The following is a 16,163-nucleotide window of genomic DNA, read 5'->3' on the forward strand; positions in this document are numbered from 1 at the left end:
ATTTATCCTCAGGCCACACCCACCACCAGCCAGCGCGTCACAAGGAACAGCGCCAGAGCCAGCGTTGAGGCAACCCACATCAGTCGAATTGTTTGGGAAATGTCGTCTACAGAAATGGTGCGCTGCGCGTCGCCGATCCACGGTTTTTCAACGCGCTCGCCAAAGTAATCATTCGGGCCGCCCAGTCGAATACCCAGCGCACCGGCAACGGAAGCCTCCGCCCAGGCACAGTTCGGGCTGCTGTGGTTGTAGCGATCCCGCCACCCCACGCAGAGCGCCCGGGAGCCGTCACGGCGGCACAGCACCGCTGCCGCGCTCAGCAGCAGCCAGCTCAGTCGCGCAGGAATGTAGTTCGCGACGTCGTCCATGCGAGCGCTGACCATGCCAATCGCCCGGTATTTTTCGTGTTTATAACCCACCATGGAATCCAGGGTATTCACCGCTTTGTAGGCCATCGCCAGCGGCGCGCCGCCGATTAAGAGGAAGAACAGCGGCGCGATAATGCCGTCAACCGTATTCTCCGCTACGGTTTCCACGACCGCCCGGTTGATCTGTTCCGGCTGAAGCTGCGAGGTGTCGCGACCCACAATCCACGAGAGCTTTTCACGGCTTTGTGCAAGATTGCCTTCGCGTAGCGGACGTTCAACCTCTTGCGCCGCCGTTGCCAGACAGCGCCCCGCCAGCACGGTGAAAATCATCCAGACTTCAACGACCCAACCGAGCCACGGATGAATCAGCGTCGCCAGATGTAACACGCCCCAGGCAACCGCCCACGTTAAGCCCACAACCACCAGCCACATCACCCCACCACCGATGCGTAACGCCCGGTTACTGTTGCAGTAGCGGCGGATAAGCCGCTGCACGGCATTGATCAGATTGCCTATCCAGCGCACCGGATGTGGCCAGTCTGGCGGGTCGCCAATCACGACGTCGAGAAGCCAGGCCACGCACCATGCCAGTAGCGTCATAACGCCTCCCGCGCGGCATTCAGCCAGTGATTAAGCATTAATGGACGCTGAGCAAAGTGAACGTGCAGGTAACTGGCGAAAGTGTTGCCGATTTGCCAGCCGCCGGACCACGCCTGCACCGTCTGACCGTCACGGACTTTACGGCATGCCAGCACGGCGGGCGTTTCAGGGGAAAAATCGGAATAATGGAACTCATGACCGCGCAGCACATCGCCTTCCGCGGCCAGCAGCGTGGGCTGCAGAGCCTGCGCTTCGCAATAGCCGAAGCGGGTCAGTCGTTTACCCATTTTACTGCGACCGGGGAGGATATCGGCCATGCGATGCTCAACCCCGTCGGCATCTTCCAGCAGGCTACCGAGGTACATTAATCCGCCGCACTCGGCATAAATGGCGACGCCGCGCAGGTGCGCATCACGCAGGCTTGCCAGCATTGTGGTATTGGCCGCCAGCGCGGCCGCGTGCAGTTCCGGATAACCACCGCCCAGCCAGACCATCTGACAATCGGGTAATTCGCAATCGTGGATCGGGCTGAAGCGAACAATGTTGACGCCGGTACGCGCCAGCAGCGCCACGTTATCGGGATAATAAAAATTAAAGGCCTCATCATCAGCCATCGCCAGCGTCAGTCCTTCTCCGGCGTTGGGCGCAGGACGTTCTGGCCATTCGCCTTGCGGCAATGCCTGAAGGTGGCTTAAGGCCAGCAACCGATCGATATCCAGCGTGCTTTCCAGCCGGGCGGCGAAATCCTGCCATGATTGTTGATTAACGACAGACTCGCGCGCGGTCACCAGTCCCAGATGCCGTTCAGGTAGCGCGACACCGTCAACGCGCGAGACGTAACCCAGCACCGGCACAGCGCAGTAGTGCTCGATAGCGGTTTTCAGCAACTGGAAATGGGACTCGCTGTTGACGCGGTTAACGATAACGCCGGCAATGTTCAGCGTCGGGTCAAAATGCTGGAAGCCCATCACCGTGGCGGCAATGGAGGTAGAAACGGCTTTCCCGTCAACCAGCAGAATCACCGGACAGCCCAACTGTTTTGCCATCGCGGCGGTGCTGCAGTAGTCAGGATCAGTGCCGTAGCCGTCGTACAGTCCCATCACCCCTTCGATCACCGCCATATCCGCGTCCTGCATCTGTTCACGGAACAACGCATTAAGCACCGGCTCGGGGAGCATGAAACTATCGAGATTGCGGGAGGCGGTACCGCTGACGGCCGTATGCCAGGCGGTATCCAGATAATCAGGGCCGACTTTGCAGGGCTGGACGCGTAAACCACGTTGTTTCAACACGTTCAGCAAGCCCAGCGTCACCGTGGTTTTACCACAGCCACTACCGGTACCAGCCAGAACAAACGCGTACTGCTTTGCCGCCATGACCCTGATCCTGTTCAGGGTGGTAGGGATGTACTGACACCCAGTCTTCCGACTGTACGTATCTGAGCAACCCACTTCCCACCGAAGTTGTTGGTAGTATCCGACAGGCTGGTCTTCTGGCTTAGCGTCGTCCTCGCCCGTCCTTCCCAATCTTGCGATCAGTGGTCTTCACGGGGTTGTCAGCATCACAGCAGCGGGGGCTGCGGGGGATTTTCACCCCCTTCCCAGACACAATTGTGTCAAACCTGTCAGCTTAAATGATGAACAGAATGAATTCTCCTCATCACAACAATACTTTTTCGTTACTTATTCGTTGCGCATTTTTTATCAACAAGAAATGTCGCAATAAAACGATTCTGAATGAAATGTCATGCAAGAGAATAATGAAACCTCTTAACGATGACACTGTATCTCATCACAGAAATAAAAACTGGTGAAGTTTATTCCGCAAAGAGCGATATTTTATTGCGCTATGACAATTTATTGCTGTACTAAAAATACTTAACCATTATAAATGACCGGATTACGCGAGAATATCAAAAATCGGCAATAGCAAAATATTGCTATTTATGCCGATTCAGCCGGCAAGTTTTCATTTATTTTTTGCCGATAGGCCTGCGGCGTAACCTGATAAGTCTGACGGAACACTTTGCAAAAATAGCTGGTTTGCGAAAAACCTAAATTGCGGGCAATGCTGGCAATGCTCCAGTCACTGTGACAAAGCAGCTCTCTGGCACTGGCCATGCGCTGCTGATTGACCCATGCGTTAAAACCAATGCCCTGGTATTTTTTGAACAGTTTGCTGAAGTAGTACGGACTCAGATAAACGTGCGACGCCACATCTTCAAGGCGAAGATCGTCTGACAGGTGTGCATCAATATAGCGTAACGCCTTCTTCATTTTGCTGTCATGAGGGCTGGCGGCGCGTGCCGGGCGCGCAGGTTCAGCAGGTTGCGTGCTGTCTTTAATCACCACGAAATTGAGTTGCTTTTTGAGGCAGTTTTCAACAATGAGTTTGAGCAGATCCGCCGAGGCCATCACGCGTGAATAGTCCATTTCCGGGACATTACTGAACTCATTGAGCAGTTCAGGATCGGCCTGCCAGCGATCGTCAACCTTCATGATATCGAGCAGATCGGCACCATCATCGTTACGTAAACGCACCTGGCCGCACAGGACGAACCCAACAAGATGGCCTGCGATCACGAGAGGAATAGAGAAATCGGTAAGCCCGGCATGGCAGCGATAAATACAGGGTTGATCCGATTTTGACGCTTCCAGTCCCCCACAGCGATCGCTCATACGACACCGGGTACTGTGTTGCGGATGCTGACGCATCAGTTGGCAAAAAGGCGTGAAATTAAACAGCTCAGAAATCTCATCACCGTGAATATTGACAACCACAACAGCCAGGCTGGTCGCTTGCGCAAAATCCTGTGCGATTTTATTAATGAGTTCTGAGTTCAGGGTACTCGCAGAAATCATGATAAAATCCCTCAGTTAATCCATTGTTATAATGAAAACATAAATTTTACATTTACTTCTTATCATCCCCTATCCTTGTGTGTAAATGACAGAAAGCACAAGGGACAATAACAAAAGTCTCCCTGGGTGGGGAGACTTTTTAGTCAGTTCGTGAAAGCAGATCACGAAATAGAAATTAAAGACGTGATATTAGCCACGCGAGTCAAAATTACGCGTCCGTCTCTTCGATTTTACACGTATTACAGGGCAAATTTTTACCAATAAGGTACTTATAGATAGCCGCGCCTGCACACGCACCAATCAATGGCGCAATAATCGGCACAATAAAGTACGGGATATCACGTCCGCCGGTCATCGCAATATCTCCCCAACCTGCCATCCAGGCGAACAGTTTAGGACCAAAATCACGCGCCGGATTCATGGCAAACCCGGTTAACGGGCCTGTAGATGCACCAATTACCGCGACCAGAATACCGATCAGCAGCGGCGCCAGTGGCCCTTTAGGCACACCGTTACCATCGTCGGTCAGCGCCATAATCAGCCCCATCAGGATAGAGGTGATGACGATTTCGACCCCAGCCGCCTGCCACACGCTCAGCGCAGCCGCCGGATACGTACTGAAAATACTGGCCAGATAGAGGCTATCGACACTGCCGCGAACCATGCTGTGGGCAGTTTCATACTCAATAAATAAATTGCCGTAGAGCAGATAGGCCAGCACCGCACCGCCAAACGCCCCCGCAACCTGCGCGATGATGTAAGGCAGAACTTTACGTCCCGGGAAGCAGGCAAACATCCAGAGTGCGACCGTGATTGCCGGGTTCAGATGCGCTCCGGAAATTCCCGCCGTCAGATAAACCGCAAGCGAAATACCCAGACCCCAAATAATACAAATTTCCCAGAGACCCAGACTGGCGCCTGCGACTTTCAGTGCGCTAAGGCAGCCGATACCAAAAAACAAAAACAATCCGGTACCCAAAAACTCGGCAATGCATTGCGCTTTCAGTGAATCATTCATTGTGACACCTTCTTAGAAGCGTTCGTGTCCTTACCAGCGGACCCTTGCTGGTCGTAGAGTACAACGACACCTACTATAGGAAGAGGCCGCTGAAAATTGTTGGCAAACTGCGCATTCTGAGACCTGGAAAAATCGTTTTGTTATAGCAATTTCTTGCCATCTATTTATTCAAAGGCAGCGTGTAGAGTGCCTGAGTGTAATTAACCAGGACGATTCGTGATAGCAAAAATTGGTTATTTGAAGATTTCCCTTTTCCAATCAACGTCACAAATTGGTTTTCCCGCATAGCAAATTAAATTAACCCTGTCATCCTCTAAAATGTAAATATGGAATAGCAAAAGCCAAAATATCACATTAATAAAAATTAACAAAAACAATAAAAACAAAGAGATAAAATAAAAAACAGCAAGTTTGTCATATTCACAGCCCACTAATTTTTCACCCAGACTTTCAAGTCAGCCATTCTTTTTCCTCGCTTCTTTTTATAGTCATGAATATCGGGACAACCCAGGCGAGGTCTTTATGCAACAAGAAGCATTAGGAATGGTAGAAACCAAAGGCTTAACTGCAGCCATAGAGGCCGCAGATGCAATGGTGAAGTCAGCCAATGTCATGTTGGTCGGCTACGAAAAAATTGGCTCAGGGCTGGTAACCGTCATCGTTCGCGGTGATGTCGGTGCCGTAAAAGCGGCGACCGATGCCGGTGCTGCCGCTGCGCGCAACGTGGGAGAAGTGAAAGCCGTACACGTGATTCCACGCCCTCATACCGATGTAGAAAAAATCTTACCGAAGGGAATTAACCCATGAGTAGCAATGAACTGGTTGAACAGATCATGGCGCAGGTCATTGCCCGTGTGGCAACGCCTGATCAAGCGGGTACCCCTGATAAAACCCATCCAAAACGAGAGACGGCTATGGCAGAGAAGAGCTGCAGTTTAACGGAATTTGTTGGCACCGCGATTGGCGACACCGTAGGTCTGGTGATTGCAAACGTAGACAGTGCCCTGTTGGAAGCAATGAAGCTTGAGAAGCGCTATCGCTCCATTGGCATCCTGGGCGCGCGTACCGGCGCGGGTCCACACATTATGGCGGCTGACGAAGCGGTCAAAGCCACCAATACCGAAGTAGTAAGCATTGAACTCCCTCGCGATACCAAAGGCGGCGCGGGTCACGGTTCACTCATCATTATCGGCGGTAACGACGTTTCCGACGTGAAGCGCGGAATTGAAGTGGCGCTGAAAGAGCTTGACCGTACCTTCGGTGATGTTTATGGCAACGAAGCCGGACACATCGAACTGCAGTACACCGCACGCGCCAGCTACGCGCTGGAAAAAGCGTTTGGTGCGCCGGTTGGCCGAGCCTGCGGCGTGATTGTGGGCGCTCCGGCTTCCGTCGGCGTTCTGATGGCGGATACCGCTCTGAAAGCCGCGAACGTTGAAGTCGTGGCATACAGCTCTCCGGCGCATGGCACCAGCTTCAGTAACGAAGCGATCCTGGTGATCTCCGGCGATTCCGGCGCAGTACGTCAGGCGGTTATCTCCGCGCGAGAAATCGGTAAAACCGTCCTTGCGACCCTCGGTTCAGAACCGAAAAACGATCGCCCGTCCTACATCTGATATCCGTGAGGCTCATTCATGAGATCGAAAAGATTTGAAGCACTGGCGAAACGCCCTGTCAACCAGGACGGATTCGTTAAGGAGTGGATCGAAGAAGGCTTCATTGCGATGGAAAGCCCGAACGATCCTAAGCCGTCGATTAAAATCGTTAACGGCGCCGTCACCGAACTCGATGGCAAATCGGTCAGCCAGTTTGACCTGATTGACCACTTCATTGCTCGCTACGGCATCAACCTGGCGCGCGCAGAAGAAGTGATGGCGATGGACTCCGTTAAGCTCGCCAACATGCTGTGCGATCCTAACGTGAAACGTCGCGACATTGTGCCACTGACCACAGCGATGACCCCGGCAAAAATTGTCGAAGTGGTATCGCACATGAACGTGGTTGAGATGATGATGGCGATGCAAAAAATGCGCGCACGTCGTACTCCTTCCCAGCAGGCGCACGTCACCAACGTCAAAGATAACCCGGTGCAGATTGCTGCCGACGCCGCTGAAGGCGCATGGCGTGGGTTTGATGAGCAAGAAACCACTGTGGCCGTGGCACGTTATGCTCCGTTTAACGCCATTGCGCTGTTGGTCGGTTCCCAGGTGGGTCGTCCGGGCGTATTGACGCAATGTTCGCTGGAAGAAGCCACCGAACTGAAACTCGGCATGCTGGGCCATACCTGCTACGCCGAAACCATCTCCGTCTACGGTACCGAACCGGTCTTTACCGACGGCGATGATACGCCGTGGTCAAAAGGTTTCCTCGCCTCTTCTTACGCTTCTCGCGGTTTGAAAATGCGCTTCACCTCCGGTTCAGGTTCCGAAGTACAGATGGGTTATGCCGAAGGCAAATCCATGTTGTATCTGGAAGCACGCTGCATTTACATCACCAAAGCGGCGGGCGTGCAGGGTCTGCAAAACGGCTCTGTGAGCTGCATCGGCGTTCCGTCTGCGGTTCCATCAGGGATCCGAGCGGTACTGGCAGAAAACCTGATCTGCTCATCATTGGATCTGGAATGCGCCTCCAGTAACGACCAGACCTTCACCCACTCCGATATGCGTCGTACCGCGCGTCTGCTGATGCAGTTCCTGCCGGGTACCGACTTTATCTCTTCGGGTTATTCCGCCGTGCCGAACTACGACAACATGTTCGCGGGCTCCAACGAAGATGCAGAAGACTTCGATGACTACAACGTTATCCAGCGCGACCTGAAAGTGGACGGTGGTCTGCGTCCGGTACGTGAAGAGGACGTTATCGCCATTCGTAACAAAGCAGCACGCGCTCTGCAGGCGGTTTTCGCCGGCATGGGTCTGCCGCCAATTACGGATGAAGAAGTTGAAGCCGCAACCTACGCACACGGTTCGAAAGACATGCCTGAACGTAACATCGTTGAGGACATCAAGTTTGCGCAGGAAATCATCAACAAGAACCGCAACGGTCTGGAAGTGGTGAAAGCGCTGGCTCAGGGCGGCTTTACCGATGTCGCGCAGGACATGCTCAACATCCAGAAAGCCAAGTTAACCGGGGACTATCTGCATACCTCCGCCATTATCGTCGGCGATGGACAAGTGCTCTCTGCCGTCAATGACGTCAACGATTATGCCGGTCCGGCAACAGGTTATCGCCTGCAAGGCGAACGCTGGGAAGAAATTAAAAACATCCCTGGCGCACTTGATCCCAACGAGCTTGGCTAAGGGGTGAACAATGGAAATTAATGAAAAATTGCTGCGCCAGATTATTGAAGACGTGCTGTCCGAAATGCAGACCAGCGATAAGCCCGTCTCATTTCGCGCGCCGGGAACGTCAGCCGCGGCGGCTGCACCGGCCGGTGACAGTTTTCTGACGGAAATTGGCGAGGCGAAACAAGGCACGCAACAGGATGAAGTGATCATTGCTGTCGGCCCGGCATTTGGCCTCTCTCAGACCGTGAATATCGTTGGTCTGCCGCATAAAAACATTCTGCGCGAAGTGATTGCCGGGATTGAAGAGGAAGGGATTAAAGCGCGTGTGATTCGCTGCTTTAAATCATCCGACGTGGCGTTTGTTGCCGTTGAGGGTAACCGTCTGAGTGGTTCCGGCATCTCTATCGGCATCCAGTCAAAAGGCACGACGGTCATCCATCAACAGGGACTGCCGCCGCTGTCCAACCTGGAGCTGTTCCCGCAGGCCCCGCTGCTGACGCTGGAAACCTATCGTCAGATTGGTAAAAACGCCGCACGTTACGCCAAGCGTGAATCACCGCAGCCAGTCCCGACGTTGAACGATCAGATGGCACGCCCGAAATATCAGGCTAAATCCGCCATCTTGCACATTAAAGAGACGAAGTACGTCGTGACGGGCAAAAACCCGCAGGAACTGCGCGTGGCGCTTTAATAAGGATCCCTTTATGAATACCGATGCAATTGAATCGATGGTACGGGATGTGTTGAGCCGCATGAACAGCCTGCAGGGCGACACATCTGCCCCGGCAGCAGCTTCGAGCACTACGACCCAGACCGCAAAAGTGACCGACTATCCGCTCGCCAGTAAGCATCCTGAGTGGGTTAAAACGGCCACCAACAAAACGCTGGATGAGTTCACCCTCGAAAACGTTCTGAGCAACAAAGTGACCGCGCAGGATATGCGTATCACACCGGAAACGCTGCGCATTCAGGCGGCTATCGCCAAAGATGCCGGACGTGACCGCCTGGCAATGAACTTTGAGCGCGCCGCAGAACTGACGGCGGTGCCGGACGATCGCATCCTCGAGATCTATAACGCCCTGCGTCCTTACCGTTCAACGAAAGAAGAACTGCTCGCGATCGCGGACGATCTTGAAAACCGCTATCAGGCCAAAATCTGCGCCGCATTTGTTCGTGAAGCTGCGGTGTTGTACGTCGAGCGTAAGAAACTGAAAGGCGACGACTAAGGAAAGGTCATGAGATATATAGCTGGCATTGATATCGGCAACTCATCCACAGAAGTCGCGCTGGCGACGCTGGATGGCACTGGCGCGCTCACCATTACCGGTAGCGCGCTGGCAGAAACCACCGGGATAAAAGGCACATTGCGTAATGTGTTTGGGATTCAGGAGGCGCTCACGCTTGCGGCTAACAATGCAGGCATCAATGTCAGCGATATCTCGCTTATCCGTATCAACGAAGCCACTCCGGTGATTGGTGATGTCGCGATGGAAACCATCACGGAAACCATCATCACCGAATCCACCATGATCGGTCATAACCCGAAAACACCGGGCGGTGTCGGTCTGGGTGTGGGGATCACTATCACGCCGGAAGAGTTACTTACCCGACCGGCGGATACCCCGTTAATTCTGGTGGTGTCATCTGCTTTCGATTTCGCTGATGTTGCCACCATGATTAACGCCTCTGTCCGTGCCGGTTACCAGTTAACCGGTGTCATTTTGCAACAGGACGATGGCGTTCTGGTCAGTAACCGACTGGAAAAACCCCTGCCCATCGTTGACGAAGTGCTGTACATCGACCGTATCCCGCTCGGAATGCTGGCCGCCATTGAGGTCGCCGTGCCCGGTAAAGTCATCGAAACGCTGTCAAACCCTTATGGCATCGCAACGGTGTTTAACCTCAATGCGGACGAGACCAAAAACATTGTCCCGATGGCGCGAGCGCTGATTGGCAACCGTTCCGCCGTGGTGGTGAAAACCCCGTCGGGAGATGTTAAAGCACGCGCCATTCCTGCCGGAAACATTGAACTGCAGTCACAGGGACGTACGCTACGCGTTGATGTCGCTGCAGGCGCTGACGCCATTATGAAAGCGGTCGGTGAATGCCCGAAACTGGACAACGTTACCGGTGAAGCGGGCACCAATATTGGCGGCATGTTGGAACACGTTCGTCAGACGATGGCAGAACTGACCAATAAGCCAAGCAACGAAATTTTTATCCAGGATTTACTGGCTGTAGATACCTCCGTTCCGGTCAGCGTCACCGGCGGACTGGCCGGTGAGTTTTCTCTGGAGCAGGCCGTCGGTATCGCCTCGATGGTGAAATCAGACCGTCTGCAGATGGCGATGATCGCCAGCGAAATCAAAGAAAAGCTGAACGTGGATGTGCAGGTTGGCGGCGCAGAAGCCGAAGCAGCGATTCTGGGCGCGCTCACCACGCCCGGTACCACGCGTCCGCTGGCGATTCTGGACTTAGGCGCGGGCTCGACCGACGCCTCGATTATCAATCCCAAAGGCGAAATTATCGCCACCCACCTCGCCGGGGCTGGCGACATGGTTACCATGATCATCGCCCGGGAACTGGGGCTTGATGACCGTTATCTGGCGGAAGAGATCAAAAAATATCCGTTAGCCAAGGTCGAAAGCCTGTTCCATCTGCGCCACGAAGACGGCAGCGTTCAGTTCTTCCCGACGCCACTTCCCCCTGCGGTGTTTGCCCGCGTCTGTGTGGTCAAGCCGGATGAACTGGTGCCCCTGCCCGGCGATCTCGCGCTGGAGAAAGTTCGCGCCATTCGCCGCAGCGCCAAAGAGCGTGTGTTTGTCACTAACGCCCTGCGCGCACTGCGCCAGGTCAGCCCAACGGGCAATATCCGCGATATTCCGTTTGTCGTTCTGGTAGGCGGCTCCTCGCTGGACTTTGAAGTGCCGCAACTGGTGACGGACGCCCTGGCGCATTATCGCCTGGTTGCCGGACGTGGAAATATTCGCGGCACCGAAGGTCCACGAAACGCGGTAGCGACGGGCCTCATCCTCTCCTGGCACAAGGAGTTTGCCCATGGACAGTAGCGTCACCACGCCTGCCATTGTGATTTCGACCATCGGCGACTGTCTTTCGGTCTGGAAAGAGGTGCTGCTCGGCATTGAAGAAGAAGGCATCCCGTTTGTGATTCAAAACCAGGCGACGGGAGATGTCGTTCAGAGCGCATGGCAGGCTGCCCGCCAGTCTCCGCTGCTGGTCGGCATCGCCTGCAACGAAGAAACCCTGGTCGTGCACTACAAGAATTTACCCACTTCAGCGCCGCTTTTTACGCTGACGTATCGCCAAAACAGCCTTGACCGGCGAAGTACTGGAAACAACGCGGCAAGGTTAGTCAAAGGGATCCCCTTCCGGGATCTCAATGCTTAATCCACAGGAGAATTGCAGTATGAATAACGCACTGGGTCTGGTTGAAACAAAAGGGTTGGTCGGCGCGATTGAAGCCGCAGATGCCATGGTGAAATCCGCCAACGTGCAACTGGTCGGTTACGAAAAAATCGGCTCCGGCCTGGTGACCGTCATGGTTCGCGGTGACGTCGGCGCCGTTAAAGCCGCCGTTGATGCAGGCTGCGCGGCAGCAAGCGTCGTGGGTGAGGTGAAATCCAGCCACGTTATCCCGCGTCCGCACAGCGACGTTGAGGCTATTTTACCGAAATCGGCCTGAGCATTATCGAAAAGGAGCACAGCGTGAAGCAATCACTGGGATTACTCGAAGTTAGTGGTCTGGCATTAGCCATCTGTTGCGCAGATGCCATGGCGAAAGCGGCTTCCATCACGCTGGTTGGCCTTGAAAAAACCAACGGTTCAGGCTGGACGGTGATCAAGATCACCGGTGATGTGGCATCAGTGCAGTCTGCCATTATCACCGGTGCTCATCTCGCCGAACAGCAAGATGGCCTGGTCGCGCATAAAGTGATCGCCAGACCTGGCGAGGGCATTCTTTCCCGCGCGATGGCTGCCACTCCGGCGCCTGTGCCTGCACCCGCAACGGTGTCTGCACCGGAACCCGTGCCAGCCCCCATCGAAGAACCTGAAACTGAAGTCGTAGCAGAAGAGTTAGCACCGGAAGCGGCGCCTGAAGACGGGATTATCAGCTGCAATTTGTGTCTGGACCCGGCCTGTAAGCGCCAGAAAGGCGAACCCCGGTCGCTCTGCCTGCATTCAGGTAAACGAGGTTAAGCGTAATGGATAAGCAACTTCTGGAAACGACGGTCAGCAAAGTGCTGAATGAATTACGGGATCGCCCCATTCCACTGGGCGTTTCCAACCGTCATATCCACCTTAGCGCTGAGGATTATGCCCGTCTGTTTCCGGGACATCCGATTAGTGAGAAAAAAGGGCTCCTGCAACCGGGACAGTATGCGGCTGAGCAAACTGTCACGTTAGTGGGGCCAAAAGGTCAACTGAAAAATGTCCGCCTGCTGGGGCCGCTGCGTAGCACCAGCCAGGTGGAGATTTCGCGCACGGATGCCAGAACGCTGGGTATCGCCGCGCCGTTGCGGATGTCCGGAAATCTCAAAGGTACGCCGGGTATTCGCCTCGTAAGCCCCTTTGGTGAACTCGAACTCCCCTCCGGGGTGATCGTCGCCCAGCGCCACATTCACATGTCGCCGCTGGATGCGCTGATCCTGCGCGTTGCTCACGGCGATAGCGTCAGTGTCGCCATTGAGGGCACCGATCGTCGGCTGATCTTCGACAACGTTGCGGTTCGCGTTTCCCCTGACATGCGTCTGGAGATGCATATTGATACCGACGAGGCCAATGCCGCCGGAGCAGATGATCCCAATGCCTTCGTCACACTGGTAACCGCGCGATGAACGGCGAGCTGTTGCAGCGAATCGTCGAGGAGGTGGTCTCCCGCCTGCAACGTCGTGCGCAAAGCACCGTCACGCTGAGCGTCGCGCAACTGCGGGAAACACCGTCCCGTGCCCTGTTTTCTCAGTATGCCTCTGTGCATATTTTACAGGTCGATCTGCCCCTGCTGGAGCAGATCGCCGACAACGATTCGTCGCATGCCGCCGCCGTCATGATCCATGAGGCGCTGGCATTTGGCCTGCGGGTGCAACTCTCGCTGCAACGTCGGTTACTGCCCGCCGTGCCGGTGAAAAAACTGGCCCGACTACCGCTGATTCTCTGCGACGAACAGGGGCAGCCAATCATGCTGCATCCCACCCGACTGTTAAGTTATGCCGATGTTGCCCCGTTACCTGCAGGGTTGCTGGTGCTGCATCGCAAATGTGTTGTTACCGCGCTGGCTCGCGAGACCGCGAGCACGCGCCACATCCAATTGATGAAGCAGGAGTGAACCATGCATCTGGCACGTGTTACAGGCGCGGTGGTATCCACGCAAAAATCGCCCTCGTTGGTCGGAAAAAAACTTCTGCTGGTACGCCGGGTGAGTGCCGACGGTGAATTGCCGGCAAGTCCGACGGCGGGCGATGAAGTCGCCGTTGACTCCGTCGGCGCAGGCGTTGGCGAACTGGTGCTCCTGAGTAGCGGCTCCAGCGCCAGACATGTTTTTTCCGGGCCGAATGAGGCCATCGATCTGGCCGTTGTCGGCATTGTCGACACGCTTTCTCGCTAAGGGGGAGTTATGGCGATTTATACCCGCACAGGCGACGCAGGCACAACCGCGCTCTTTACCGGACAGCGCGTCAGTAAAACGCACCCCCGCGTGGAAGCGTATGGCACGCTCGATGAGCTTAACGCCGCGCTGAGCCTGTGCGTCTGCGCCACCCGTAGCGCACAGCATCGCGCGCTGCTGGAGGCTATTCAGCTACAAATTTTCTGGTTCAGCGCTGAGCTTGCCAGCGAAAGCGAGCAACCGTCTGCGGACCAGCGCTATATCAGCTCTGAGGAAATTGCCGCGCTGGAAGCGGCTATCGACACCGCGATGGGACGCGTTGCCCCCTTGCACAGTTTCATTTTGCCTGGCCGCTGCGAAGCCGCAAGCCGCCTGCATTTTGCCCGCACGCTGGCGCGCCGGGCCGAACGCCGTCTGGTGGAACTCGCTGCCGAGGTCAGCGTCAGGCATGTACTGATGCGCTATATCAATCGCCTGTCAGACTGCTTGTATGCACTGGCGCGCGCGGAAGATCACGACGCCCATCAGGACACGATTATCCGGGAAGTGGCGAAGCGCTATCTGGCTGCCGATCACGCCCCTGTCAAAAAGGAATCTGCGATGTCGCTCTCTTTTGGCGATCTCCACCAGTTAACCCGCGCCGCCGTCGAGCGGGCACAAACCTTAAACGTTCCGGTGGTCGTCAGCATTGTTGATGCCAACGGTACCGAAGCCGTCACCTGGCGGATGCCGGATGCCCTGCTGGTCAGCAGTGAACTGGCGCCGAAAAAAGCCTGGACCGCGGTGGCGATGAAAACCGCGACGCACGAACTCGCGTCGGTAGTTCAGCCCGGCGCGCCGCTGTACGGGCTGGAAAGTCATATGCAGGGAAAAGTCGTCACCTTTGGCGGCGGCTACGCGCTATGGCGTGATGGATTGCTTATTGGGGGTCTTGGTATCAGCGGTGGAAGCGTTGAACAGGACATGGACATTGCACAGGCTGCCATTGCGGCAATAAACGTGAGAACACATCAATGAATACGACCGAACTGGAAACCCTCATCCGCACTATTTTGAGCGAGCAACTGGCTCCCGCAAAAACTGAAATCAAAGGGAATGGAATCTTTCAGTCTGTTGGCGAAGCTGTCGATGCTGCCCACCAGGCGTTCTTGCGTTATCAGCAATCACCACTGAAAACGCGCAGCGCCATTATTAGCGCTATCCGGGAAGAGCTGGCGCCACAACTGGCTGCGCTGGCGGCAGAGAGCGCTGCGGAAACCGGAATGGGTAACAAAGAGGACAAATTCCTTAAAAACAAAGCGGCGCTGGACAACACGCCGGGCATTGAAGACCTGACCACCACCGCACTCACCGGCGACGGAGGCATGGTGTTGTTTGAGTATTCACCGTTTGGCGTGATTGGTTCCGTCGCTCCCAGCACTAACCCGACAGAAACCATTATTAACAACAGCATCAGCATGCTGGCGGCGGGCAACAGCGTCTATTTCAGCCCGCATCCGGGTGCCAAAGCCGTGTCACTGAAACTTATCGCCATGATTGAAGATATCGCGTTTCGCAGCTGCGGCATTCGCAATCTGGTGGTAACCGTTGCCGAACCCACGTTTGAAGCCACCCAGCAAATGATGGCGCACCCGAAAATTGCCGTTCTGGCGATTACCGGCGGCCCGGGCATTGTGGCGATGGGCATGAAGAGCGGGAAGAAAGTGATTGGCGCAGGCGCGGGGAATCCTCCTTGCATCGTCGATGAGACGGCCGATCTGGTGAAGGCGGCGGAAGATATCATCAACGGCGCATCATTCGACTACAACCTGCCATGCATCGCGGAGAAAAGCCTGATTGTGGTGGAGTCGGTTGCACAACCGTTGATCCAACAAATGCAAAATTTCGGCGCGCTATTGTTAAGCGAGGCCGATACCGAGAAGCTGCGTGCGGCCTGCCTGCCAGAGGGTGTAGCCAATAAAAAACTGGTCGGTAAGAGTCCTTGCGCCATGCTTGAAGCCGCCGGTATTCCGCTGCCGGCAAAAGCACCGCGCCTGCTGATTGGCGTCGTCAGCGCAGACGACAGTTGGGTAACCAGCGAGCAGTTAATGCCGATGCTGCCAGTGGTGAAGGTGAAAGATTTTGACGCCGCGTTGTCGCTGGCGCTGAAAGTGGAAGAAGGATTACACCACACCGCCATCATGCATTCGCAGAATGTCTCTCGCCTTAACCTTGCGGCGCGAACTCTGCAGACCTCCATTTTTGTTAAAAACGGCCCCTCCTATGCAGGGATTGGCGTCGGCGGCGAAGGGTTTACCACCTTCACCATCGCCACGCCGACCGGTGAAGGGACAACGTCGGCACGCACGTTTGCCCGCTCCCGTCGCTGTGTGCTGACTAACGGTTTCTCAATCCGCTAATGAGGTT

General features: G+C 55.1%; 18 protein-coding genes and 1 riboswitch. Of the genes, 14 read left to right on the top strand and 4 right to left on the bottom strand.

Annotated elements, in window-relative coordinates; all coding sequences use genetic code 11:
• Positions 1 to 8 precede the first annotated feature (8 nt).
• The 4 genes from cbiB to pduF all read right to left on the bottom strand — a co-directional run bounded on the left by cbiB (position 9) and on the right by pduF (position 4,847).
• Positions 9 to 968 (bottom strand): adenosylcobinamide-phosphate synthase CbiB, encoded by a 960-nt coding sequence (gene cbiB, locus AL479_RS00155; RefSeq protein WP_061074595.1) that lies wholly within the window; start codon positions 966 to 968, stop codon positions 9 to 11.
• The gene (locus AL479_RS00160; protein WP_061074596.1) at positions 965 to 2,344 is read right to left on the bottom strand and encodes a cobyrinate a,c-diamide synthase; all 1,380 of its coding nucleotides are present in this window, start codon (positions 2,342 to 2,344) and stop codon (positions 965 to 967) included. Before AL479_RS00160 ends, cbiB begins: the two co-directional genes overlap by 4 nt.
• An 88-nt stretch (positions 2,345 to 2,432) precedes the next feature.
• A riboswitch (cobalamin riboswitch) is annotated at positions 2,433 to 2,608 on the bottom strand.
• Positions 2,609 to 2,911: 303 nt separating this feature from the next.
• Positions 2,912 to 3,829, bottom strand: a complete 918-nt coding sequence (gene pocR, locus AL479_RS00165) for a transcriptional regulator PocR (protein ID WP_061074597.1) — start codon at positions 3,827 to 3,829, stop codon at positions 2,912 to 2,914.
• A 208-nt stretch (positions 3,830 to 4,037) separates the two neighbouring features.
• Complete coding sequence (gene pduF / locus AL479_RS00170; RefSeq protein WP_061074598.1) at positions 4,038 to 4,847, bottom strand: propanediol diffusion facilitator PduF; 810 nt, start codon at positions 4,845 to 4,847, stop codon at positions 4,038 to 4,040.
• Between the two features lie 522 nt (positions 4,848 to 5,369).
• On the opposite strand from pduF, the gene pduA reads away from it, so the two are divergent.
• The 14 genes from pduA to pduP are packed head-to-tail and all read left to right on the top strand — an operon-like array spanning position 5,370 to position 16,156.
• On the top strand, positions 5,370 to 5,654 hold the full coding sequence (gene pduA / locus AL479_RS00175) for a propanediol utilization microcompartment protein PduA (RefSeq protein ID WP_012906330.1): 285 nt from the start codon (positions 5,370 to 5,372) through the stop codon (positions 5,652 to 5,654).
• Positions 5,651 to 6,463 (top strand): propanediol utilization microcompartment protein PduB, encoded by an 813-nt coding sequence (gene pduB / locus AL479_RS00180; protein ID WP_061074599.1) that lies wholly within the window; start codon positions 5,651 to 5,653, stop codon positions 6,461 to 6,463. Before pduA ends, pduB begins: the two co-directional genes overlap by 4 nt.
• 18 nt (positions 6,464 to 6,481) lie before the next feature.
• Positions 6,482 to 8,146: a propanediol dehydratase large subunit PduC gene (gene pduC / locus AL479_RS00185; protein WP_042318193.1), complete on the top strand. Its 1,665-nt coding sequence runs from the start codon at positions 6,482 to 6,484 to the stop codon at positions 8,144 to 8,146.
• A 10-nt stretch (positions 8,147 to 8,156) separates the two neighbouring features.
• Entirely contained in the window at positions 8,157 to 8,825 is a 669-nt protein-coding gene (pduD, locus tag AL479_RS00190; RefSeq protein WP_061074600.1) for a propanediol dehydratase medium subunit PduD, read from the top strand.
• A gap of 13 nt (positions 8,826 to 8,838) precedes the next feature.
• On the top strand, positions 8,839 to 9,360 hold the full coding sequence (gene pduE, locus AL479_RS00195) for a propanediol dehydratase small subunit PduE (protein WP_061074601.1): 522 nt from the start codon (positions 8,839 to 8,841) through the stop codon (positions 9,358 to 9,360).
• Positions 9,361 to 9,369: 9 nt separating this feature from the next.
• Positions 9,370 to 11,202, top strand: coding sequence for a diol dehydratase reactivase subunit alpha (locus AL479_RS00200; protein ID WP_061074602.1), 1,833 nt, complete (start codon positions 9,370 to 9,372; stop codon positions 11,200 to 11,202).
• The gene (locus tag AL479_RS00205) at positions 11,192 to 11,542 is read left to right on the top strand and encodes a glycerol dehydratase reactivase beta/small subunit family protein (protein WP_061074603.1); all 351 of its coding nucleotides are present in this window, start codon (positions 11,192 to 11,194) and stop codon (positions 11,540 to 11,542) included. The genes AL479_RS00200 and AL479_RS00205 overlap by 11 nt, the downstream gene beginning before the upstream one ends.
• Before the next feature lie 19 nt (positions 11,543 to 11,561).
• Positions 11,562 to 11,837, top strand: a complete 276-nt coding sequence (gene pduJ / locus AL479_RS00210) for a propanediol utilization microcompartment protein PduJ (protein ID WP_042318188.1) — start codon at positions 11,562 to 11,564, stop codon at positions 11,835 to 11,837.
• Positions 11,838 to 11,860: 23 nt separating this feature from the next.
• Positions 11,861 to 12,352 (top strand): BMC domain-containing protein, encoded by a 492-nt coding sequence (locus tag AL479_RS00215; protein WP_061074604.1) that lies wholly within the window; start codon positions 11,861 to 11,863, stop codon positions 12,350 to 12,352.
• Positions 12,353 to 12,357: 5 nt separating this feature from the next.
• Positions 12,358 to 12,990, top strand: a complete 633-nt coding sequence (locus AL479_RS00220) for a phosphate propanoyltransferase (protein ID WP_061074605.1) — start codon at positions 12,358 to 12,360, stop codon at positions 12,988 to 12,990.
• Positions 12,987 to 13,478, top strand: a complete 492-nt coding sequence (gene pduM / locus AL479_RS00225) for a microcompartment protein PduM (RefSeq protein WP_061074606.1) — start codon at positions 12,987 to 12,989, stop codon at positions 13,476 to 13,478. The genes AL479_RS00220 and pduM overlap by 4 nt, the downstream gene beginning before the upstream one ends.
• 3 nt (positions 13,479 to 13,481) lie before the next feature.
• A complete protein-coding gene (pduN, locus tag AL479_RS00230) occupies positions 13,482 to 13,757 on the top strand; it encodes a propanediol utilization microcompartment protein PduN (RefSeq protein ID WP_061074607.1) in 276 nt (91 codons plus the stop codon).
• 9 nt (positions 13,758 to 13,766) lie between these two features.
• A complete protein-coding gene (pduO, locus tag AL479_RS00235; protein WP_061074608.1) occupies positions 13,767 to 14,774 on the top strand; it encodes a two-domain cob(I)yrinic acid a,c-diamide adenosyltransferase PduO in 1,008 nt (335 codons plus the stop codon).
• Positions 14,771 to 16,156: a CoA-acylating propionaldehyde dehydrogenase PduP gene (gene pduP, locus AL479_RS00240; protein ID WP_061074609.1), complete on the top strand. Its 1,386-nt coding sequence runs from the start codon at positions 14,771 to 14,773 to the stop codon at positions 16,154 to 16,156. The genes pduO and pduP overlap by 4 nt, the downstream gene beginning before the upstream one ends.
• Positions 16,157 to 16,163: the final 7 nt, after the last annotated feature.

This window comes from Citrobacter amalonaticus (genome assembly GCF_001559075.2).
Lineage (GTDB): Bacteria > Pseudomonadota > Gammaproteobacteria > Enterobacterales > Enterobacteriaceae > Citrobacter_A > Citrobacter_A amalonaticus_F.